This is a genomic window from Paraconexibacter antarcticus (assembly GCF_024220175.1).
GTDB classification, from domain to species: domain Bacteria; phylum Actinomycetota; class Thermoleophilia; order Solirubrobacterales; family Solirubrobacteraceae; genus Paraconexibacter; species Paraconexibacter antarcticus.
In genome coordinates this window covers 4,428,270-4,448,612 of record NZ_CP098502.1, presented here as the reverse complement: position 1 = coordinate 4,448,612, position 20,343 = coordinate 4,428,270, and the positions used below count along the sequence as shown (strand labels likewise).

Annotated in this window: 19 protein-coding genes; 13 read left to right on the top strand and 6 right to left on the bottom strand. The window is 68.9% G+C overall.

Translation table 11 applies throughout. The features are described from left to right. Positions 1-244: 244 nt before the first annotated feature. The 8 genes from NBH00_RS21790 to NBH00_RS21755 all read left to right on the top strand — a co-directional run bounded on the left by NBH00_RS21790 (position 245) and on the right by NBH00_RS21755 (position 9,808). Positions 245-1,906 carry a ferritin family protein gene (locus NBH00_RS21790; RefSeq protein WP_254570678.1) on the top strand — a complete coding sequence of 554 codons (1,662 nt, stop codon included), beginning with the start codon at positions 245-247 and terminating at the stop codon, positions 1,904-1,906. A 26-nt stretch (positions 1,907-1,932) separates the two neighbouring features. After that, positions 1,933-2,994 (top strand): NADH:ubiquinone reductase (Na(+)-transporting) subunit F, encoded by a 1,062-nt coding sequence (locus NBH00_RS21785; protein ID WP_254570677.1) that lies wholly within the window; start codon positions 1,933-1,935, stop codon positions 2,992-2,994. Beyond that, positions 2,991-4,070, top strand: a complete 1,080-nt coding sequence (locus NBH00_RS21780) for a ferritin family protein (protein ID WP_254570676.1) — start codon at positions 2,991-2,993, stop codon at positions 4,068-4,070. Before NBH00_RS21785 ends, NBH00_RS21780 begins: the two co-directional genes overlap by 4 nt. Then, positions 4,067-4,396 (top strand): MmoB/DmpM family protein, encoded by a 330-nt coding sequence (locus NBH00_RS21775; RefSeq protein ID WP_254570675.1) that lies wholly within the window; start codon positions 4,067-4,069, stop codon positions 4,394-4,396. Before NBH00_RS21780 ends, NBH00_RS21775 begins: the two co-directional genes overlap by 4 nt. A gap of 105 nt (positions 4,397-4,501) precedes the next feature. Continuing rightward, a complete protein-coding gene (locus tag NBH00_RS21770) occupies positions 4,502-6,091 on the top strand; it encodes a GMC family oxidoreductase (RefSeq protein ID WP_254570674.1) in 1,590 nt (529 codons plus the stop codon). 3 nt (positions 6,092-6,094) lie between these two features. Beyond that, complete coding sequence (locus NBH00_RS21765; protein ID WP_254570673.1) at positions 6,095-7,753, top strand: long-chain fatty acid--CoA ligase; 1,659 nt, start codon at positions 6,095-6,097, stop codon at positions 7,751-7,753. Positions 7,754-7,764: 11 nt separating this feature from the next. Next, on the top strand, positions 7,765-8,949 hold the full coding sequence (locus NBH00_RS21760) for an acyl-CoA dehydrogenase family protein (protein WP_254570672.1): 1,185 nt from the start codon (positions 7,765-7,767) through the stop codon (positions 8,947-8,949). Further along, the gene (locus tag NBH00_RS21755) at positions 8,942-9,808 is read left to right on the top strand and encodes an SDR family oxidoreductase (protein ID WP_254570671.1); all 867 of its coding nucleotides are present in this window, start codon (positions 8,942-8,944) and stop codon (positions 9,806-9,808) included. The genes NBH00_RS21760 and NBH00_RS21755 overlap by 8 nt, the downstream gene beginning before the upstream one ends. A 7-nt stretch (positions 9,809-9,815) precedes the next feature. Here the strand turns inward: NBH00_RS21755 and NBH00_RS21750 are convergent, their stop codons facing one another. The 3 genes from NBH00_RS21750 to NBH00_RS21740 are packed head-to-tail and all read right to left on the bottom strand — an operon-like array spanning position 9,816 to position 12,391. After that, entirely contained in the window at positions 9,816-11,078 is a 1,263-nt protein-coding gene (locus NBH00_RS21750) for a CaiB/BaiF CoA transferase family protein (protein ID WP_254570670.1), read from the bottom strand. Further along, complete coding sequence (locus tag NBH00_RS21745; RefSeq protein ID WP_254570669.1) at positions 11,017-11,334, bottom strand: hypothetical protein; 318 nt, start codon at positions 11,332-11,334, stop codon at positions 11,017-11,019. The genes NBH00_RS21750 and NBH00_RS21745 overlap by 62 nt, the downstream gene beginning before the upstream one ends. Before the next feature lie 49 nt (positions 11,335-11,383). After that, on the bottom strand, positions 11,384-12,391 hold the full coding sequence (locus tag NBH00_RS21740; protein ID WP_254570668.1) for a BtrH N-terminal domain-containing protein: 1,008 nt from the start codon (positions 12,389-12,391) through the stop codon (positions 11,384-11,386). Positions 12,392-12,599: 208 nt separating this feature from the next. Here NBH00_RS21740 and NBH00_RS21735 point away from each other — a divergent pair, with 208 nt between their 5' ends. Together NBH00_RS21735 and NBH00_RS21730 are read left to right on the top strand one after the other, a co-directional pair. Beyond that, positions 12,600-13,064, top strand: a complete 465-nt coding sequence (locus tag NBH00_RS21735) for a PaaI family thioesterase (RefSeq protein WP_254570667.1) — start codon at positions 12,600-12,602, stop codon at positions 13,062-13,064. Further along, on the top strand, positions 13,061-13,672 hold the full coding sequence (locus NBH00_RS21730; protein WP_254570666.1) for a TetR/AcrR family transcriptional regulator: 612 nt from the start codon (positions 13,061-13,063) through the stop codon (positions 13,670-13,672). The genes NBH00_RS21735 and NBH00_RS21730 overlap by 4 nt, the downstream gene beginning before the upstream one ends. 20 nt (positions 13,673-13,692) lie before the next feature. Here NBH00_RS21730 and NBH00_RS21725 read toward each other — a convergent pair whose 3' ends face one another. Further along, positions 13,693-15,144: an MFS transporter gene (locus tag NBH00_RS21725; protein ID WP_302182659.1), complete on the bottom strand. Its 1,452-nt coding sequence runs from the start codon at positions 15,142-15,144 to the stop codon at positions 13,693-13,695. A 133-nt stretch (positions 15,145-15,277) separates the two neighbouring features. On the opposite strand from NBH00_RS21725, the gene NBH00_RS21720 reads away from it, so the two are divergent. The 3 genes from NBH00_RS21720 to NBH00_RS21710 all read left to right on the top strand — a co-directional run bounded on the left by NBH00_RS21720 (position 15,278) and on the right by NBH00_RS21710 (position 18,004). Beyond that, positions 15,278-16,492, top strand: coding sequence for a cytochrome P450 (locus NBH00_RS21720; protein ID WP_254570665.1), 1,215 nt, complete (start codon positions 15,278-15,280; stop codon positions 16,490-16,492). An 83-nt stretch (positions 16,493-16,575) separates the two neighbouring features. After that, the gene (locus tag NBH00_RS21715) at positions 16,576-16,968 is read left to right on the top strand and encodes a PaaI family thioesterase (RefSeq protein ID WP_254570664.1); all 393 of its coding nucleotides are present in this window, start codon (positions 16,576-16,578) and stop codon (positions 16,966-16,968) included. After that, positions 16,961-18,004, top strand: a complete 1,044-nt coding sequence (locus NBH00_RS21710; protein WP_254570663.1) for an LLM class flavin-dependent oxidoreductase — start codon at positions 16,961-16,963, stop codon at positions 18,002-18,004. Before NBH00_RS21715 ends, NBH00_RS21710 begins: the two co-directional genes overlap by 8 nt. A 252-nt stretch (positions 18,005-18,256) precedes the next feature. Here NBH00_RS21710 and NBH00_RS21705 read toward each other — a convergent pair whose 3' ends face one another. Together NBH00_RS21705 and NBH00_RS21700 are read right to left on the bottom strand one after the other, a co-directional pair. Continuing rightward, positions 18,257-19,852: a GMC family oxidoreductase gene (locus NBH00_RS21705; RefSeq protein WP_254570662.1), complete on the bottom strand. Its 1,596-nt coding sequence runs from the start codon at positions 19,850-19,852 to the stop codon at positions 18,257-18,259. A 9-nt stretch (positions 19,853-19,861) separates the two neighbouring features. After that, positions 19,862-20,302 (bottom strand): PaaI family thioesterase, encoded by a 441-nt coding sequence (locus NBH00_RS21700; RefSeq protein WP_254570661.1) that lies wholly within the window; start codon positions 20,300-20,302, stop codon positions 19,862-19,864. Between the last annotated feature and the right edge of the window lie 41 nt (positions 20,303-20,343).

Below are 20,343 nucleotides of genomic sequence, written 5' to 3'. Positions count from 1 at the left end.
GCGGCAACCGGGAAGCCGGCTCGCGGAACGTAGGGCTCGGCGGACGCGGCCGCCTAGTGATCGAACTGCCCGGCGGCGTTGACCTTTCGACCAAATATGACTGCTGGCGGCAGGCGGCACCCCGAAGCCGAACTCGCGATATGTCCGAAGGATTAACGGTTATGACCCGATCAGCGGATTGAGCGCGCGGTGGTGCCCGACGTACGGTCGAACCACCTCTGGCCGACCCGGGAGAAACACCGCCATGTCCTCGAAGTCCAAGCGCCGCAGCATCACGCAGACCCACGACCGCATCGCGCAGCTCGGATGGGAGCCGACCTACCACGACGCGGTCCCCCGCTACCCGACGCGCTACCACATCCCGTCCAAGTCCAAGGACCCGATGAAGCAGATCATGCGGGAGTACCTGCCGATGGAGCTGGAGAAGGATGACCGCGTCTACGGTGGTCACGACGCGGCGGTCCGCGCGGACATGCCGAACAAGGCCCACGAGCGGTGGCTGGAGATCCTTAAGCCCTTCCTGACCGTCACGAACTACGCCGAGATCGGTGCCGGCCGCTGCATGTCGATGCTGATCGACGCGATCCCGTCCAACGAGCTCCGCAACGGGTACCACGTGCAGTACATGGACGAGGTACGCCACACCGGCATGCAGATGGCGCTCGGTCGCTGGTACGCCAAGCACGCTCCGGACCCGGGCGGGTGGAACCAGATGCAGAAGGCCATGCCCCGGGACATCTTCACGCTCGGCGGCATGAACTTCGCCAACCACTTCATGGTCGGCGATCCGATCCAGTGCGCGTTCGCGCTGCAGGTGGTCGCCGAGACCGCGTTCACGAACGTCGCCTTCGTCGCGCTGCCGGACGTCGCCGCCCGCAATGGCGACTTCACGTTGCCCACGACCTACCTCTCGGTGCAGTCCGACGAGGCTCGCCACATCTCCAACGGGTACGCGACGCTGCTGACCGTCCTGCAGGACGACCGCAACATCCCCTTCATCGAGCGCGACCTGCAGCAGGCGTGGTGGATCAACCACGCCTTCCTCGACGTTTTCACCGCTGTCGTCATGGAGTACTTCTCCAAGGACCGCTCGGACGACGAGTCGTTCCTGAACAAGTGGGACCGCTGGATCCGCGACGACTGGTACCGCGCCTACATCCTCAAGATGGGCAAGCTTGGCCTCGACATGGATCCGCACATCTTCGAGCGGGCCCGCGAGCGCATCACCAAGGGCCTGCACCACAAGATGGCGATGCTCGCGTTCGCGACCTGGCCCATGCACTTCTGGAAGTTCGACGGCCTGGACGAGAAGGACTTCGAGTGGTTCGAGAGCAAGTACCCGGGCTGGTACGACGAGTACGGCTTCTTCTGGGAGGCCTACCGTGAGCTCGACGACCCGGCCGAACAGGCGCTGCTGCTCTCGGGGATGATGTCCGAGGCCCCGCCGTTCTGCTGGACGTGCACGATGCCGGCCCTCATCGACGAGGACATGTGCCACCGCCAGCTGCACGACCGCACGCGGTTCTACTGCTCGAAGGAGTGCCGCTGGCTCGATGAGTCCAACCCGGGCCGGTACGTCGGCGACCGCAACTACTTCGACCGCTTCCACGGTCAGGATCTCGCCGACGTCGTCCAACAGCTCGAGTTCGTCCGCGCCGACGGCAAGACGCTCATGGGCCAGCCGCACCTGCGCGAGGACAAGAAGTGGACCATCGACGACCTGCGCAAGATCGCGATGACCGTCGAGAGCCCCAACATCAACACGGCCAAGGCCATGGGCCTGCCGTCGGGCGACTGGTCCACCGCCTACACCGAGGGCATCACCGACGCCACCGGCCGCAACGGCGGCCCGGGACCGGTCAGCGTCCCCGCGCTCGACATCCCGCTCCCCCTGACGACCGTCTAAGCGTCTGGGACCAGAGGGAGAGGCCGATGCCGCGAATTCTGCTGGAACCGATCGGAGAGGAGATCGACTGCGATGAGGACGAGACGATCCTCGACGCCTCGTTCCGTCAAGGCTTCTCCCTCGTCCACGGCTGCCGCGAGGGCCAGTGCTCCGCGTGCAAGTGCTACCTGCTCGAAGGCGACGTCTCGCTGAAGAGCTACTCGACCTTCGCGCTCTCGGAGTCCGAGGAGGAGCAGGGCTACACCCTGCTCTGCCGGGCGATGCCCGACGACGAGGAAGTCACCGTCGAGCTGCTCCACTACGACCCCGAGAACTACCGCTCGGACTTCGACATCCGCGACGGGTCGGCCACCGTCGAGGTCATCCGGGATCTCACCCACGACATCTCCCAAGTGGTGCTGCGCGTGGACGAGCCGATCGACTTCGAGTTCAACCCGGGCCACTACATCGATATCCACATCCCCGGTTCCGAGGACGAGCGCCGCTCATTCTCGATGGCGAACCTCCCCGGCGACGGGAGCATCGAATTGATGATCAAGCGCTATCCCGGAGGACGGCTCTCCGGGATGCTGGACGACGGCTCACTCAAGGTCGGGGACCCGCTCGCGTTCACCGGTCCCTACGGCGCCTTCCGGCTGCGCCAGAACGACCGGCCGGTACTGATGATCGCCGGCGGCTCCGGAATGGCGCCCCAGGTCGCGCTCCTGCGGCAGATGGTTCGCGACGGCATCGATCGACCGGTGCGCTTCTTCTACGGCGCCCGCCAGCGCCGCGACCTCTTCCACCTGGAGGAGATCGAGGCGCTCGGAACTCAGCTGCCCGACTTCCGCTTCACCGCCGTGCTCTCCGACCCCGCCGAAGACGATGCCTGGGACGGCGAAGGTGGCTTCGTCCACGAAGCCGTCACCCGCTTCCTCGACAGCGGCGAAATCGGCGAGGACGTGGAGGCCTACCTCTGCGGGCCCCCGCCGATGGTCGACGCCGCCACCGAGATGCTCATCGACGGCCGAAGCCTCGACGACGGACAGATTCACTTCGACAAGTTCACCACGTCGGTCGCCGCAGGCGACCAGGAGGAAGCGACATGACCCCACCCCCGGTCAAGAAGGTCAGCGACGGGACGTCCTCGCGCGGTGACGACAGCGAGCGCACCTTCAACTACTTCACCCCGGTGAAGCGGCGAGCGTCGGTGTACGAGGACGTTACCGTCGACACGCAGCCCTCGATCCATCGCCACGTCGAGCGCGGCTGGCAGCTCTCCTTCGACGGCGTGCACGGTGTATGGAGCGACGACTCCACCCGGCTGGAGGTCGCCGACTGGTACGACTTCCGCGACCCCGCCGGCTGGTGGGAGCGGACCTTCTACCAAGTCGGAGCCCAGTCCGAGCGGAGTATCGACAGCGCGCTGCGGCAGGCCAATGTCGACGGCCTCTTCAAGGACTTCGACCCCGATTGGGTCGAGTTCCTGCGCAGCAACCTGCAGGTCCCGGCCTTCGTCCAGCACGGCCTTTGGCTCGCTGTTGCAGCGTCCGGCCGCGACACGCTCTCCGACACGCTCACCCACGCGATCGTCATGCAGGCCGGCGTCAAGCAGCGCTTCGCCCAATCGATCGTCCTCTACGCCCTGGACCTCGAGCCGCACTTCGGCGGGTTCCCGATGGACACCGCCCGCCAGCGCTGGCTTGACCACCCGGCCTGGCAACCCACCCGCAAGTACGTCGAGAAGCTGCGCACGATCGTGGACTGGGGGCAGTCCATCGTCGCGATCAACCTGTGTTTCGAGCCGCTCGTGGGCGTCCTCATCTCGCGGGAGCTCGGCATGCGCGCAGCGAGCGCCAACGGCGACACCGTCACGCCGGCGATCGGCCGCGTCGCGCAGCTGGAGTGGCAATGGGTGAACGAGTGGACCGCGGACTTCGCCAAGCTCGTCCTCGAGGACGCCGAGCACGGCGCCCGCAACCGTGAGCTCATCGCCGGCTGGATCGCCGAGTGGATGCCTCTCGCCCTGGAAGCCGTCCAGGCTCTCGCCGGCATGGTCGACGAACTACCCGTCGCGATCGATTTCGAGCGCTCCTGGGAACGTACGCTCGCCGACGCCCGAACCATCTGGGAGGCCGCCGGTATCGCCGACCTCGTCGACATCCCGGAGCAGGTGACGGCATGAGCAGCGCCGGCGGTCTGGACAGCACCTACAACTTCGTCGGCATCGTGATGGCCCGCAGCGCCGAAGGGGACGCCGTCGCCGACGCCCTACGCGACAAGCCCGGCGTGGAGATCATCCAGCAGCCGGCGTTCTGGGACATCCGCGCCCCCGACAAGCTCGAGATCGACTACGACGAGGTTTCCGAAGAACTCGGGATCGACGTCGACGCGTACACGATCCAGCACGAGATGTCGACGCACTACGGCCGCATGGTCACGACCGACGACAAGCTCATCCTCTTCGGCGATCCGATCGAGGCGATGAACTTCCTCAACGGCGACGGCTGAGCCTCGGCTCCGCAACCGCCCCAACCTGCAGCAGCACGGCTCGCGGCACCCCGGCCGGTCGAGCCGACCCCCGTCAAACCGAACCCCTTCCGGGAAGGACCACCCATGTACGACTACGTCATCGTCGGTGCCGGCTCAGCCGGCGCCGTGCTCGCCGCCCGCCTCTCCGAGGACCCCTCCGTAACCGTCGCCCTGCTCGAGGCGGGAGGCGCAGACACCGACGACGAGATCCACATCCCGGCCGCGTTCGGCGCCCTCTTCAAGGGCCGCCGCGACTGGGACATGAGCACCGAGCCCGAGCCCGGCCTCGGCGGCCGCCGCGCCTACCTGCCGCGGGCGAAGATGCTCGGCGGCTGCAGCTCCATGAACGCCATGGTGTACATCCGCGGCAACCGCGCCGACTATGACGAGTGGGCGGCGATGGGCGCCGAGGGCTGGGGCTACGACGACGTCCTGCCGTACTTCAAGAAGTCCGAGAGCAACGAGCGCGGCGAGGACCCGTTCCACGGCGCCGGCGGCCCGCTGCCGGTGAAGGAGAGCCGGTCGATGAACCCCGTCGTCGACGCGTTCGTCGAGGCGGCCGCCCAGGCCGGCCACGAGCGCAACCCGGACTTCAACGGCGCGCGCCAAGAGGGCTTCGGCCGCTACCAGACGACGCAGGAGAACGGGATGCGCGCGAGCACCTCCGTCCGTTACCTGCACCCGAACACGGAGCGCGAGAACCTCACGGTCATCACCGACGCGATGGCGCTGCGGATCCTTTTCGACGGGGACCGCGCGAGCGGCGTGGAGATCGACCACGCCGGCACGATCGAGGAGGTCCACGCCGCCCGCGAGGTGATCGTTTCCGCCGGCGCCTACCAGTCGCCGCAGCTGCTCATGCTCTCGGGCATCGGGCCGGCCGATGCGCTGCCGCTGTTCGGCATCGAGGTCCGCCAGGACCTCCCGGTCGGCCAGGGTCTCAAGGACCACTGCATGGCGCTCTTCAACTGGAAGGCCGACTACGAGTCGCTCATGACCGCGCTCACCCCGGAGAACGTCGAGCTGCTGCAGACCGAGGGCCGCGGCCCGCTGTCGTCGAACATCGCCGAGGGCGGCGGGTTCATCCGCACCCGGCCGGGCCTCGACGCGCCGGACTGCCAGTTCCACTGCGCGCCGGTGCTCTTCCACGAGGAGGGCCTCGGCGCCGCCGTCGAGCACGGCGTGGCCTTCGGGCCGGGCGTCGTGAAGCCGACCAGCACCGGCTCGGTGACGCTCAGAGCACCGAGCCCGTACGTCAAGCCGCGCATCCAGCACAACTACCTCACGACCCACGAGGACCGCGCGACGATGCTCGCCGGCGCGCGGGTCGCGCTCCAGATCGCCGAACAGGACGCACTCGGCCCGTTCATCACGGGCTCGTTCAACGCGCCGACGGCGGACATCTCCGACGAGGACCTGATGAAGGTCATCGAGGCGCAGACCCAGACGATCTACCACCCGACCTCCACCTGCGCGATCGGCCCCGTCGTCGACTCGCGCCTGCGGGTGCACGGCGTGCAGGGGCTGCGGGTCGTCGACGCGTCGGTCATGCCGTCGATCGTCCGCGGTAACACGAACGCGCCGACGATCATGATCGGCGAGAAGGCCGCCGACCTCATCAAGGAGGACGCGGCGCTCGCTGCGCCCGCTGCCACCGCGACGGCGCAGGGGTAGCCGATGCTCGAAGGCCTGATGCAGCACGACGTGCCGATGAGCCTGCAGCACGCCTTCGAGCGCATGCACCGGATGCACGGCGGCAGCGGAGAGGTCGTGTCACTCCGCACCGCCGACGGCGAGGTCGACCGGGTCGGGTACCGGGAGATCGGCGACCGGTCGCTGCGGCTCGCCTCGGGGCTGACGGCCCTGGGGATCGAGCCGGGCGACCGCGTCGCCACGCTCATGTGGAACAACCACGAGCACATGGAGGCCTACCTGGCCATCCCATGCATGGGGGCGGTGCTCCACACGCTCAACCTGCGGCTGTTCACCGAGCAGCTCGTCTACATCGTCAACCATGCGCAGGATCGCGTGATCCTCATCGAGGACACCCTCATCCCGATGGTCGCCGACATTGTCGATCAGCTGCCGACGGTCGAGCACTGGATCGTCGTCGGCGACGGAGACGCCTCGGCGCTCGGCGACCACGTGATTCGCTACGAGCGACTGCTCGCCGAGCAACCGGGCGGCTACCGGTTCCCGATCATCGACGACGACCGCCAGGCCGCGGCGCTCTGCTACACGAGCGGCACCACCGGCAACCCCAAGGGCGTCCTCTACAGCCACCGCAGCGCCCTCCTGCACTCGATGGCCGTCCTCACCGCCGACTGCTTCGGTGTCGGAAAAAGCGACCGGATCCTCCCCGTCGTGCCGATGTTCCACGCCAACGCCTGGGGGCTGATCTATGCGGCCGCGCTCTCCGGGGCCTCGCTCGTGATGCCCGGCGCGTTCCTGAAAGCACCCTCGCTCGCGCACCTGATCGTCACCGAGCGCGTGACGGTCGCCGGCGCGGTTCCCACACTGTGGATGGACCTCCTGCGCTACGCCGACGAGCACAAGCCGGACCTCTCGAGCCTGCGCATCGTCCCGTGCGGCGGCGCCGCCGTCCCGCGCTCCCTGATGGAGGCGTTCCACGAGCGCCACGGCGTGCAGATCGTGCAGGCATGGGGGATGACCGAGACGAGCCCGCTCGGCGCGGTGGCGATCCCGCCGGAGCACCTCGAGGGCGAGGAGCACTGGCGATACCGCACCAGTCAGGGCCAGGTCGCCCCGCTCGTCGAGGTCCGCATCATCGGCGAGGACGGAACCGAGCAGGAATGGAACGGCGAAGCGACCGGCGAGATCCAGATCCGCGGACAGTGGATCGCCTCCGACTACTACCAGGACGACACCTCCGCCGAGAAGTTCCAGGACGGCTGGCTGCGGACGGGCGACGTCGCGGCAATCTCACCCGACGGCTACATCTTCATCACCGATCGCTCGAAGGACGTCATCAAGTCCGGCGGGGAGTGGATCAGCTCCGTCGAGCTCGAGAACGAGCTGATGGGCCACCCGAACGTGCGCGAGGCGGCGGTCATCGCCAAGCCCGACGAGCGCTTCACCGAGCGTCCGCTGGCCTGCGTAGTGCTCGACGGTGAGACCACTGCCGAAGAGCTCATCGCGTTCCTCGACGGCAAGGTCGCACGCTGGTGGATCCCGGACGAGGTCGCGTTCATCGCCGAGGTCCCGAAGACGAGCGTCGGCAAGTTCGACAAGAAGCGCCTGCGTCAGCAGCTGGCCGACGGAGAGCTCACCGATCGCCACACCGTCGGCCGGCAAGCCACACCGACCGCGTCCTAACGGAGGACTCGATGACGAACACGGTGACTGCATCACGCGTCCGCCGCGCGATCTACGACGATGATCACGAGGACTTCCGCGACTCGTTCCGTCGCTTCCTCGCGAAGGAGATCGTCCCGCACTTCGAGCAGTGGGAGCGTGACGGCATCGTGCCGCGCGAGTACTACGCGCTCGCCGGCGCCCATGGCTTCCTGGGCATGCAGGTGCCGGAGGAGTACGGCGGCGCCGGCGTCGGTCACGACTTCCGCTTCAACGCCATCATCACCGAGGAGTGCTGCGCCGCCGGCCTCGGTGGCTTCGCGCTCGGCATCGGCCTGCACAACGACGTCTGCCTGCCGTACTTCCTCGACTACTGCAACGAGGAGCAGAAGCAGCGCTGGCTGCCGGGCATCGTCCGGGGCGAGCTGATCACCGCGATCGCGATGACGGAGCCAGGTACCGGCAGCGACCTCGCCGGCATCCGCACGAAGGCGATGAGGCAGGACGACGGCAGCTACCTCATCGACGGCGCCAAGACCTTCATCACCAACGGGATCAACGCCGACCTCATCGTCACCGCCGCGAAGACCGACCCGAAGGAGCGCCACCGCGGCCTCTCGATCTTCGTCATCGAGCGCGACACGCCAGGCTTTGAGCGCGGCCGCAACCTCGAGAAGGTCGGGATGCACTCGCAGGACACCGCCGAGCTGTTCTTCGACTCGGCCCGAGTCCCCGCAGAGAACCTCCTGCGCAACGAGGGCGACGGGTTCAAGTGCCTGGTGTCGAACCTCGCCCAAGAACGGCTCTCGATCGCGCTCACCGGCGTCGCGGTCGCGGAGGCCGCGCTCGCTGCGACGGTCGACTACGTCAAGGAGCGGCAGGCCTTCGGACAGCCGATCGCCGCAAACCAAGTGGTCCGCCACTCGCTCGCGGACTGCCGCGCGGAAATCGACTGCGCCCAGGCGTTCGTGGATCAGTGCACCCGCGAACTCGGAGAGCGCACCCTGACCCCGGAGCGCGCCGCGTCCGCGAAGCTCATCTGCACCGAGCTGCAGGGCAAGGTCACCGACCGGTGCGTCCAGCTCCACGGCGGCTACGGCTACATGACCGAGTACGCCGTCGGCCGGATGTACGCGGACGCGCGTGTCTCACGGATCTACGGCGGCGCGAACGAGATCATGAAGGAGATCATCAGCAAGGGAATGGGCCTTGGCTGAGCGCTACCGCTCCGTCTTCCACCCCGGCCTGTTCAACGGGCAGACGATCCTCGTCACGGGCGGCGGCAGCGGCATCGGCCGCTGTATCGCGCACGAGTTCGCAAGCCTCGGCGCCACCGTCGCGATCACCGGTCGTCGCCTCGATCGCCTCCGCGCGGTGGCCGCCGAGATCGAGGCGGCCGGCGGCCAGGTCAGCTGCCATGCGTTCGACATCCGCGACGAAGACGCCGTCGCGGACGCGATCGCCACCGTTCTCGAGCGGCACGGGCCGATCAGCGGGCTCGTCAACAACGCCGGAGGCCAATACCCGTCGCCCGTCGAGGACCTCTCCCTCAAAGGCTGGGAGGCGGTGCTTCGCACGAACCTCACCGGCGGGTTCCTGGTGGCGCGCGAGACCTACCGGCAGAGCATGGCCGACCACGGCGGCGCGATCGTGAACATCATCGCCGACATGTGGGGCGGGATGCCGACGATGGCCCACTCCGGCGCAGCCCGGGCGGGCATGCTGAACCTCACCGAGACGATGGCCTGCGGGTGGGGGCACGCGGCGGTGCGGGTGAACGCGGTGGCCCCGGGATGGATCGCGTCCAGCGGCTTCGACACCTACGACGAGCCGATGCAGGAGCAGCTTCGCCAGCTCAAGCGGGAGATCCCGCTGGGCCGGTACGGCAACGAGGCGGAGGTCTCCGCCGCCGTGACGTTCCTCCTGACGCCGGCGGCGGCGTTCATCTCCGGGTCGTGCATCCGTGTGGACGGGGCCGTGCCGAACCACCGGCACACCTGGACCACCCAGAGCAGCGACAGGTCGGTCCCGTACGACGGTTTCCCGCTCGCCGAACTGCCCGACTGCCTGCGCTGAGCGTGCGTCACCCGAGCACGCCGGCCGCGGCGAGGGCCGCGCATTCGGAAATCGACGCATCGAGCCACTCGGTCATCACGGCGGCCGAGTGCTCACCCAGACGCGGTGGAGGCCGCTCCGCGATGAGCCGTCTGCCGTCGAGCCTGAACGGCCCGGAGGCCATCTCGATGGGATCGCCCGGCAGCCGGTGCTCCTCGTAGATCGCCTCGCTTGAGCGCGTGTGCGGATCGGTCGCCACGGCGTCGAGATCGGCGGTCACGCAGCAGGGCACCCCGACCGCGTGCAGCCGCGAGCAGACGTCGCTGCACGACAGCGGCGCGATCGCGCGCTCGAGCGCGGCGCGAACCCGGGAGTAATCGGCCAGCCGCCCGTCGTTACTGGCGAGCGCGGGATCGGCGGCGAGCTCGGGAAGGTCCAGCGCCCCGCACAACAGCGTCCACCGTCGGTGGTCCCAGACCGCGAGCACAACGAAGCCGTCAGCCGCCGCGAACTGATCGGCGAGCAGCGGGTGACTGCGGTTCCCGAGCCGCGGCGGCGTCTCGCCCTGGACCGATCGCAGCGCGACAAACCCAGCGTTGTAGAACAACCCGAGGTCGAACAGCGAGATCGATACTGGCTGCGACCCAAGCCCGCGCTCGCGGCCGAGGAGTGCGGTGACGCTCGCCCCCGCGGCGGCCAGCCCCGCGCCGACATCGATGACCTGCGACCCGGCCCGCATCGGTTCGCCGTGCGGCTCGCCCGTCAACGCCGACATGCCGGTCATCGCTTGGATCATCGAATCGAGCGCCGGACGTCCGGCGTAGGTTCCCTTCGGGCCGAAGGCAGAGATCGCGCAGCTCACCGCCGTCGATCCCGCCGCGGTCAACGCCGTACTGCTGAGGCCGAGCGAGTCGGCCACGTCGTCACGCTGGTTGTGGACCACGAGATCGCTCGCCGCGGCGAGGCGCGCGACGATCGCGCGGCCGGCGCCGGACGAGTAGTCGACCGCGATGCTCCGTTTCCCGCGGTTCGCGGCGACGAACAGCGCCGACAGGCCGTCCGCGACCCGTCCACCGCCCAGCCCGCGGGTCGGGTCGCCGTTGCGCGGCTCGACCTTCACGACCTCGGCGCCCCAGTCGGCGAGCAGCGAGCAGCAGATCGGGCCGGCCAGGAAGGTGCCGGCATCGAGGACGCGGAAGCCGCCGAGCGGAGCGCCTGGCACCGGCATCTCAGTCGGTGTGCAGCGGCTGCACGTCGGCCGGAAAGGCTGCCGCGAGACGCGCGATGACATGCTCCAGCACCGCACATGCCTCGGTGGGTGTCCCGAACAGCATGCGCAGCTGCGCCTCGACCGCGACACCCACGGAGTGTGGCGTCAGCCCCGTATCGCCGGCGAGCCAGCTGCGGATCGTCGCCGACGCGAGGAGCTCCTCGCCGATCAGCTCGCGGAGCAGCGTGAGCTCGGATGCGGTAAGAACCGCCCGGCCGCGGACCGGGAGTACGCCGTCCTCGACGTCGTCGAGAGCGTCGGTGTCGTCTTCGTCCATACGCGTCGCTCCTTGTCCAGGCCCGGGTGTCGTGTTCGCCGGTCGGCGCTCAGGTGATCGAGGCCATGAGCGCGACGCCCGCGTGTTCGAGGTCGTGCACCTGTCGGGCGACGGTGACCCCCGCCTCGTGGGCGCCGCACTTGGCGCAGTCGGCGAGCTCGATCCACGCCGCGGAGAGTCGGTCGTAGTGGTCGGCGAGGGTCCGGAGGTCCGGGTCGTCGAGGAGCTCGCCGGCCTCGCGGAGGAAGCCCGCATGCAGCGAGCGGAACATCGCGCCTCCGGTCCCGGCCTTGACGATGAACACCCACAGCCCGCTCATCGCGGCCGGGAGCAGGGCGTCGGGGAACTCGTCTGGCCACCGCTCGAAGCTCGAGACGAACGCGTCGACGCCCGCGAGCCCGGAGGCACCCGGCAGACCACCGACGCTGACGACCTCGCCGGTCATGTTGGACACCGCACGGCTCAGCGCGCGCGTCACGGCAAGCCGGATATCTGGGAGCTGCTCGGGCCACCGGTAGACGTAGGTCGCGTTGCGATTCGGGCTCGGGAAGCCGCGCGAGGTGCGGGCCGCGGCAAGCGACCGACGTGAACAGGCCACCAGGTCGTCGCGATCGTTGTCGGCGATCCACACGGTGTCCGTATCGGGGTCGTGCCCGACAACGAGGATCGCGTGACGCGTGTTGCTCATCTTCACGCGCAGATATTCAAGCTCGGCGATATCCGCGCGCACCATCGCGGGACGGCCTGCCGCGAGCTGCTCGCTGGCCCAGTCCCAGCCCTGCCCGGCGTCGTCGCTCTCTCTGACGTCAAGCTCGGCGTCGAGGATGTCGGCGATGTCCCGTTCGAGGTCATCCGTGCGGCCGACGAGGTAGAACGGCGGCGCCCAGCTCGGATCAGGGGCGTAGAAGAACCCGAGCCCGCCCGCGAGGCCGAACACCATCTCCTCACCGAGAGCGCCCTGCCCGTAGTCAAGCCCTTCGAACTCGAGCAGGTTGCGCAACGACCCAGAGCCGCAGTGGCCGGCGCGGCGATGCAAGAACGAGGAGGCGCTCACCATTCCGACAGTGTATCGATTCGTCTCCGATCGGAGATATATGCCGCGCGGCGCTGCCCGGCGGTTGGGGCGTCCGCGACGGGCGCCGACGGACGACGCTCGGCCGGATCGCCCGCTGGGAGTGACGCGAGCGTTTTGTGCACCGAACGGATAAAAAATGTTCCCGGCTTGGTACGTTACGCCGACGTGTCGACCTGAGGAGCAACCGGCAGTGGCCTACGGAACGATCGAAGAGCGCTACGACGACGCCATCGCCCAACGGATGCTCGGCTATAGCAACACGATGCCCGGCCTTCCGGCCTATCTCGGGATCAAGCTGGTGCGATTCGCGCCTGGCGTGCTCTCCGCGGAAGCGGACCTCGCCGCGCAGGAGTTGACGCCCTCCGGCAACGTTCACGGCGGGGCCATCGCCGCGATCCTCGACCACGTCACGGGCGCGGTGGTCTACCCGCTCATCCCGGACGGGCACTGGGGGGCGACGACCGAGCTCAAGCTCAACTACGTGGCCCCCGTGACCCGGGGGGTCCTGCGGGTCGACGCCTCGGTCCTGGCGATCACCAACCGCAGCGCCGTCGTGCGCGCGGAGGCCTTCCAGGCAGAGCGTCTGGTCGCTGCGGCGCAGGGGACCATCGCGATCGTCGCCCCGCGCGCCGCTGACTCTCGAGTCCTCGCGTGAGTACGGGAAAGCACCTCACCGCCAAGGGCCAGCGGACGGCGGCGCGCGTCCTGGTGGCCGCGACCAGGGTGCTGGCCCGCGACGGGTTCGGTGGGGCAACCCTGAGCCGGATCGCCGAAGAGGCCGGCTTGGACAAGCGGAACGTCCTGTACTACTACGACACCCGGGAGGCGCTCCTGGTCAGCGTCGTCCAGACCGTCGGGGAGCGCGTCGCCGCGCACATCGAGGTCGCGGTGGGCGAGATCGACACGCCCGACCAGCTCGCGAGCGCGCTGGTCGAGGCCCTGTGGTCGGGGATCACCTCCGCGCCCGAGTTGGCGCGCGCGTACTTCGCGCTCGTCGGTGGGGGCGCCGACAACTCAGAGGTCGAGGAGGCGCTGCGGAAGCTCAAGGGCGCGTACGAGCGGCTCATCACCCGGCAGCTGCAGTCGATCAGCCATACCCGGTGGCAGCTGCGTGATGATGTGCCAGGCATGGTCACGCTCACGTTGGCGGTCTTTCGCGGGCTGCTGCTGGAGTGGACGGAGACCGGCGACACCGCCGCCACCGCTGCCAGCCTACGGCGGCTCAAGCGCTCGATCGCCGCCGAGTACGTCGAGGTCGCATAGCGCGGTCGTCCCGGTGCCGGTCAGGCGGCGGCGGCGATGTCAGGCTGGGGGCTGCTCTCTGGTAGCGCCACGAGCGGCGCGGCACGGACCAGCACCGCTGCGAGGATGGCGCCAAGAGCGGCGATCGCACTGCCGGCCAGGAACACGCGATGCAGCGCATCGGTATAGGCGACCGACTCGGCCTGTGCGGCCCGGGCGCCTGTCCCCACCGGAGCCCTCAGGGCGTGGTCGAAGATCGCGCCCATGGCCGCGACCCCGGTGGCGACGCCGACCTGACGAAAGGTGGAGTTCATCCCGGTTGCCGTCGCTGCCTGGTCCGGCGGAGCCACGGCAAGGGTGACCGCGGCGACGGTGGGGTTGGCGAGGCCGAAGCCCAGGCCGCAGAGCACGAGTCCCGGCAGCGCGACCGTCCAACTCGAGCCGCTTTCCAGCCGCGTCATCTGCAGCAGGCCGCAGGCACTGCAGGACAGCGCCGCAGTGAGGACGAGACGAGGAGAGATGGCAGCTGAGAGGCGCCCCGCGCCGGCCGCGGCGACGAACGCGACGATCGTCACGGGAAGCAGTCGCGCGCCGGCGTGCAGCCCGTCGATGCCCTCGACCTTCTGGAAGTACAGGATGAGGTAGACGAACATCCCGAATAGCGAGGCTGAGGTCGCGAACGCCGTAATCGCGCTCCCGACGAACGACCGGTTGCGCAGCAGCGCAAGATCGAACATCGGCTCGGCCCCACGCCCCTGCGAGACGGCGAACGCGGTGAGCGCGAGCACCGCCGTCATCGCCAGGGCGAGGTTCCGAGCACTCGTCCAGCCCCAGTCCCCGCCGTCGATGAGGACAGCGACCAGTGAGCCGATCCCGATCGTGAACGTGATCTGCCCGACCCAGTCCACCCGACGTGTCCGCGGGCTGCGCGTCTCGGGCACATGGCGGTGCGCGATCACGATCGCCAGGGCGACGACCGGGAGGTTGACCAGGAAGATCCAGCGCCAGTCGGCGACCTCGACGATCGCGCCGCCCACGAGCGGTCCAAGCGCCACGGCGCCGCCGAACACCGCACCGAACGCGCCCAGAGCCTTGGCCCGGTCGGCGCCGTGGTACGCGGCGCCGAGGATCGCCAGACCAGTTGCAAAGAGCATCGCCCCACCGACGCCCTGCAGCGCCCGCGCGATGACGAGGAACGTCGCCCCGCTCGCAGCGCCACAGAGGGCCGATGCCGCCCCGAACGTCACGAGGCCCGCCAAGAAGACGCGCCGCCGGCCGAATCGGTCGGCGAGCGCGCCGGTGTTGAGCAGCAGCGCAGCGAGCGTCAGCGCGTAGGCGTCGACGATCAGTTGTATCGATTGCAGATCCCCGGAGAGGTCGGTCGCGATCGCCGGGAGCGCGACGATCACGATCGTCACGTCCAGCATGAGCAGCAACTGCGCGAGGCAGACCGCCGCGAGCGGACCCCACCGCCATGACCCTTGTTCCACCATCGGCGCTTCCCCCTCGGTCGACCCACCGCGAGACTACACCGAACGGTGCACAAAAAAACATCGCGAGGAACGTTTTATTTCTCCATTCGGTACGAAATCGCTTACACTCGACACCATGTCAACTCGCGAAGCCATGGATCTCGAGACCCTGCGTGTGGCCGACAACGCGCTGTGGGAGGCCGGTCCGCCTCACGACGTGTTCACGACGTTGCGGTCGCAATGCCCGGTGCACTGGAGCAGCGGCATCACGCAGACGCCCGGTGATGCGGGGTTCTGGTCGGTGACCAGGGCGGAGGACGTGCTGACCGTCAGTAAGGACTGGCAGACCTACTCGTCGGCGTCCAACTTCCTGCTGACCGACGAGGGCGTGCCGCTCGACCTCGTCAAGGGGATGTTCATCGGGATGGACCCGCCGATGCATGACCGCATCAAGGCACTGTTCCAACGGGCGTTCACGCCGAAGGCGATCGCTCGTCACGAGCCGGCGATCCGCGAGATCACCGACCGCGTGATGCTCAGTCTGGCCGGGCGGGAGGAGTGCGACTTGGTGACCGACCTCGCCCAACCGGTAGTCGCCCGCGTCATCGGCAGTTTCATGGGGCTGGACCCCGAGGACGACAAGCCGTGGGCCGACGCGATCAACACCCTCCTGGGCTTTGGTGACCCGGTCCTCAACCCGGGCGGCATCGATCAGCTGGTGATGGAGCACATCCCGCCGATGTACGAGAAGTGCATGAAGCTCGTCGCCGCCCGGCGCGCCAACCCGACCGAGGACATGATGAGCGTCCTGGTGTTCGCCGAGATCGACGGCGACATGCTCACCGACCTTGAGATCTTCGCCGGGTTCGTCCTGATGATGGCCGCCGGTAACGACTCGACGAAGGCGACGTACACGAGCACGATGCGCGCCCTGATGGAGCACCCGGACCAGCGCAGGCTCCTGCTCGACGACCTCTCATTGGTCCCGTCTGCGGTCGAGGAGGCGCTGCGGATGTTCCCCGCGTTCGCGCACTTCCGCCGCACCGCCACAAAGGACACCGTGCTCGGTGGCTGCCCGATCAAGAAGGGTGACAAGGTCGCGATGTGGTACCCGTCGTCCAACCGTGACGAGGACCGCTACGAGGATCCCGATCGTTTCGACGTGACGCGCAACCCCGAGCACCAGGCCTTCGGCGCGGGCGGCCGTCACTTCTGCCTCGGCACCGCCCTCGCCCGCCTGGAGCTGAAGATCCTCGTGGAGGAAACGGTCAAGCGGTTCCCGCAGATGTCGATCGCCGGCGAGCCCAGCTGGGTCATCTCGCAGTTCTCAAGCCAGCTCAAGCACCTGCCCGTAAGGCTCCACGGATGAGCCCGAGTACCGTCTCCGACCGGACGCATGACCGGCGGTGCATGGGGTGCGGCCCGGAGAACCCCGACAGCCTCGGGGTCTCCGTGCGCTTCGAGGGCGACCGCGTCCGCGGGACCGTCACGTTCGATGAGCGTCACGGCGGCGCACCCGGGTTCGTGCATGGTGGCGCGCTTGCGGCGGTCATGGACGACCTGCTCGGAAACGTCCTCATCATCATCGATCGGCCCGGCGTGACCGCGACGATGACCGTCGACTACCGCGGGCCAGCGCTGCTCGGCCGCCAGCTTCGGCTCGAGGCATGGTGCGAGGAGATCGACGGCCGCAAGCTCCACATGCGCGGCGAGATTCACGACGGCGACACGCTGATCGCCGAAGGCCGAGCCATCTTCATCCACGTCGACGTCTCCCACTGGGAAGCCTCCGGACATCCGCTGCCGGCCAGCTGGCAGGACTGGGGAGCGACCGCCAATGCCTGAGCATCCGGGCTTTGACGCCGCACCGTCGCTCCTGATCACCGGTGGCGGCGGTCTCGCCGAGATCGCCGAGTCGGCCCGCCTGGCCGAAGCGGCCGGGTTTGCCGGCGCTTGGACGACCGAGTTCTACGACCGCTCTGCCACCGTCTCGCTCGCCGCGATGGCGGCCGCCACGTCGAAGATCACGCTCGGCAGCGCGATCGCCTACGGCTTCGGGCGCACGCCGCTGGTCTGGGCTGCCGAAGCCCGCGACCTGGATGAGCTCACCGGCAAACGCCTGATTCTCGGTCTCGGCACCGGCACCCGCCGGATGCAGCAGGACTGGCACGGCCTCGACGGCGAGCACCCAGCGCCGCGGATGGAGGAGCTCGTCCCGCTCCTGCGCAGGCTGCTGCGCCTCAACGAAGGACCGATCGCCCACGACGGCCGCTTCTACCGCCTCCACGTCAAACCGACCCTCCCGGTCGGCCCGCCGCCTCGGACCGACCTGCCGATCTACCTCGCCGGCGTGAACCCGCGGATGATCCAGGCCGCCGGCCGCGTCGGCGACGGCCTCGTCGGCCACCCGCTGTTCACGGCCGAGTACGTCCGCGACATCGCCCGGCCCGCTCTCGCCGATGGCGCCGCGCACGCCGGACGCGACGCACAGATCCCGATCGCCGGCTACCTCACCTGCAGCGTCAACGAGGATCGCGACGTCGCCCGCCAGGCCGCAAGGGCGACGGTCGCGTTCAACTCCACCGTCAAGACCTACCGCGTCGTGCACCGCCACCACGGCTGGGAGAAGCACGCCGAGAGGATCCGCGAGAAATGGACCGCCGGCAACTTCGCCGCCGCCGTTGACGCAGTCCCCGACGAGATGGTCGACACCATCACCCTCTCCGGCACCCGCGAAGAGGTCCGCACCCGCTACGCCGAGCGGTGGCGGGGCGTCTACGAGCACACGCTCCTCTGGCCCCCCGCCTTCACCGGCATGGACGGCGTCCGGAACGTGATCGACGCATTCGCGATCACGCCCGACTCCACTAACGCGGACTGACCCGGCAGGGCCCGCCACCGGGACGGGGTGCGGCCGCCCTGCCGCCCGCCCGGCCGGGCGGGCGGGGGCGCCCCGGCCCGCCACCGGGACGGGGTGCGGCCGCCCTGCCGCCCGCCCGGCCGGGCGGGCGGGGGCGCCCGATATGCCGGCCGCTTCATCTGGGCGCTTGTCCGGCCGAGCCGCGCGGGTTGCGGGCGTGGGCCCGATGCAGAACGTCGCAGTTCGGTCTACCGCGGAGCGCTGCGGCGGGAGTCAGGCAACCGCGGTCGCGACCCTCGCCGGGTTGCGGATGAAGTCCGCGCAGCGCTCGCCGATCATCAGCGTCGGTGCATGCGTGTTGCCGCGGGTGATCGTTGGCATTGCCGACGCATCAGCGATACGCAGCCCGTCGACACCGTGGACGCGCAGCTCCGCGTCGCACGCTCCGTCTTCGGGGGACCCGATGCGTGCCGAGCAGGCCGGGTGATACGTGTGCTCGACGGTGTGACGGACATATTCGGAGATCGCTTCATCGGTGCGCACCCACAGCCCGGGATTGATCTCGGCCCCGCGCATCCCGTCCATCGCCGGCTGCGAGACGATCTCGCGGGCCTTGTGCACTCCGGCGACCAGGGCGCGCACCTCAGAGTCATGGCTCAGCATCCGCAAGGACACACGCGCCTTCTGCCCGGGGTCGGGCGAGGCGATCATCACCGAGCCCCGGCTGATCGGAGCCACATAAGAGAGTCCGATCGAGAACGCGGGACGCGGATGCTCGCGCTTGCCGTGCTCCCAGAAGAACAACGGTGCCAGCACGAGCTCCATGTCGGGCGCCGGGAGGGACGAGTCGGTGCGGAAGAACGCCAGCGCCTCGCCGACGTTGCTCGTGAGCTTCCCCTTCCGGGTGGCCAACCAGCGCGCCAGATGCTTGGGGTGGCTCAGGTCAGACAATCCGATGTCATCGCCCACGAGCTCCCAGTTGAGGAACTGGAATGGATGCTCCATGAGGTGGCGGCCGACCGCCGGCAGGTCCACCAGCGACGGCACGCCGACGCTCTTCAGGTGCTCGGCCGGGCCGATCCCCGACCGTTGCAGGATCTCAGGGGTACCGAAGGCCCCCGCGCAGAGCACGATCTCGCCGTCGGCGCCGAACTGCTCGAGGGACTTGCCGAACGAGACCTCGACCGACGTCGCCCGACCACCGTCAAGGCGAACCCGGTGCACGAGGGCGCCGGTCTTGATCGTCAGGTTCGGACGACCTCGCGCCGGCCCGAGGAACGCCGTTGCGGCGTCGTGCCGCATCCCGCGCTTCTGGTTGACCTGGGTAAACGCGACGCCCTCCTGCTGCGCGCCGTTGAGGTCCGTCAGACGCTCGAAACCCGCCTCCACGCAGGCGTCGACCATCCGGCGAGCCACGGGATCGGGGTCGCGCGTCTCCACGTGCATCGGGCCGCCGCGGCCGTGATACGGGCCGGCCAGGTCGCCGTTGTCCTCCGACCGGGTGAAGAACGGCAGGACCTCGTCAGCGCTCCAGCCCGCGGCGCCCTCAGCCGCCCACGAGTCGTAGTCGAAGCGGTTGCCGCGCACGTACATCATCGCGTTCATCGACGAGCAGCCGCCCATCAGCTTGCCACGCGGTTCATGCAGGCTACGGCCGAAGAGATTCTCCTCCGGTTCGGTCCAGTACTCCCAGTCGAGCTTGGTTCCGAACTGCGCGGAGAACGCCGCGGGTGCTTTGACCGACAGCCGCTTGTTGTGGCCGCCGGCCTCCAGCAGCAGCACCCGGCGCTCGGGGTCCTCGCTGAGCCGGGCGGCGACCACGCAGCCGGCCGCGCCCGCACCAATCACGATGACATCGTACGTATCCATGGTCTGTCCTCAGGGCTTCGAGTCGGCGGTGGCGCCCCAGCCGGCCCAGTGCGGCGGCAGCGCGTGCCCGGATGTCTCCCAGTGAGAGACGTCAACGTGGATGAACAGCGCACTGCCCGAGGCGACCACAGTCTCACCGTCGCGGATCTCCCCGCGCATGTGCAGCTTGCGGCCGTCGACTCGCTCGCACCACGCCTCAAGGTCCATGGTGCGGCCGAGCAGCGCGGGAGCATGGAAGTCGACCGTCATCGTGGCGGTGACACCCGGCCGGTCGAGCGGGATGAGGACCTGGCCGAGAAGGTCGTCCATGATCGCCGCCAGGGCCCCACCGTGCGCGAAGCCCGGGGCCCCCGCGTGACGCGTGTCGAGCAGCACCGTGCCGAGCACGCGGTCGTCTTCGACGTGAACGGTGACGCCGAGGTTGGCCGAATTGGCCGTGCCGCAGACCATGCACATCGCGTCGTGCGTCGGTGACGGAGCTTGGCTCATGA

Excerpts from the sequence above, each read along its gene's own strand:
- NBH00_RS21790 (WP_254570678.1), top strand. The coding sequence starts at position 245 with ATGTCCTCGAAGTCCAAGCGCCGCAGCATCACGCAGACCCACGACCGC.
- NBH00_RS21785 (WP_254570677.1), top strand. The coding sequence starts at position 1,933 with ATGCCGCGAATTCTGCTGGAACCGATCGGAGAGGAGATCGACTGCGAT.
- NBH00_RS21780 (WP_254570676.1), top strand. The coding sequence starts at position 2,991 with ATGACCCCACCCCCGGTCAAGAAGGTCAGCGACGGGACGTCCTCGCGC.
- NBH00_RS21775 (WP_254570675.1), top strand. The coding sequence starts at position 4,067 with ATGAGCAGCGCCGGCGGTCTGGACAGCACCTACAACTTCGTCGGCATC.
- NBH00_RS21770 (WP_254570674.1), top strand. The coding sequence starts at position 4,502 with ATGTACGACTACGTCATCGTCGGTGCCGGCTCAGCCGGCGCCGTGCTC.
- NBH00_RS21765 (WP_254570673.1), top strand. The coding sequence starts at position 6,095 with ATGCTCGAAGGCCTGATGCAGCACGACGTGCCGATGAGCCTGCAGCAC.
- NBH00_RS21760 (WP_254570672.1), top strand. The coding sequence starts at position 7,765 with ATGACGAACACGGTGACTGCATCACGCGTCCGCCGCGCGATCTACGAC.
- NBH00_RS21750 (WP_254570670.1), bottom strand. The coding sequence starts at position 11,078 with ATGTCATCGCGCGTCTCGCGGCAGCCTTTCCGGCCGACGTGCAGCCGC.
- NBH00_RS21745 (WP_254570669.1), bottom strand. The coding sequence starts at position 11,334 with ATGGACGAAGACGACACCGACGCTCTCGACGACGTCGAGGACGGCGTA.
- NBH00_RS21740 (WP_254570668.1), bottom strand. The coding sequence starts at position 12,391 with ATGGTGAGCGCCTCCTCGTTCTTGCATCGCCGCGCCGGCCACTGCGGC.
- NBH00_RS21725 (WP_302182659.1), bottom strand. The coding sequence starts at position 15,144 with ATGGTGGAACAAGGGTCATGGCGGTGGGGTCCGCTCGCGGCGGTCTGC.
- NBH00_RS21720 (WP_254570665.1), top strand. The coding sequence starts at position 15,278 with ATGGATCTCGAGACCCTGCGTGTGGCCGACAACGCGCTGTGGGAGGCC.
- NBH00_RS21710 (WP_254570663.1), top strand. The coding sequence starts at position 16,961 with ATGCCTGAGCATCCGGGCTTTGACGCCGCACCGTCGCTCCTGATCACC.
- NBH00_RS21705 (WP_254570662.1), bottom strand. The coding sequence starts at position 19,852 with ATGGATACGTACGATGTCATCGTGATTGGTGCGGGCGCGGCCGGCTGC.
- NBH00_RS21700 (WP_254570661.1), bottom strand. The coding sequence starts at position 20,302 with ATGGTCTGCGGCACGGCCAATTCGGCCAACCTCGGCGTCACCGTTCAC.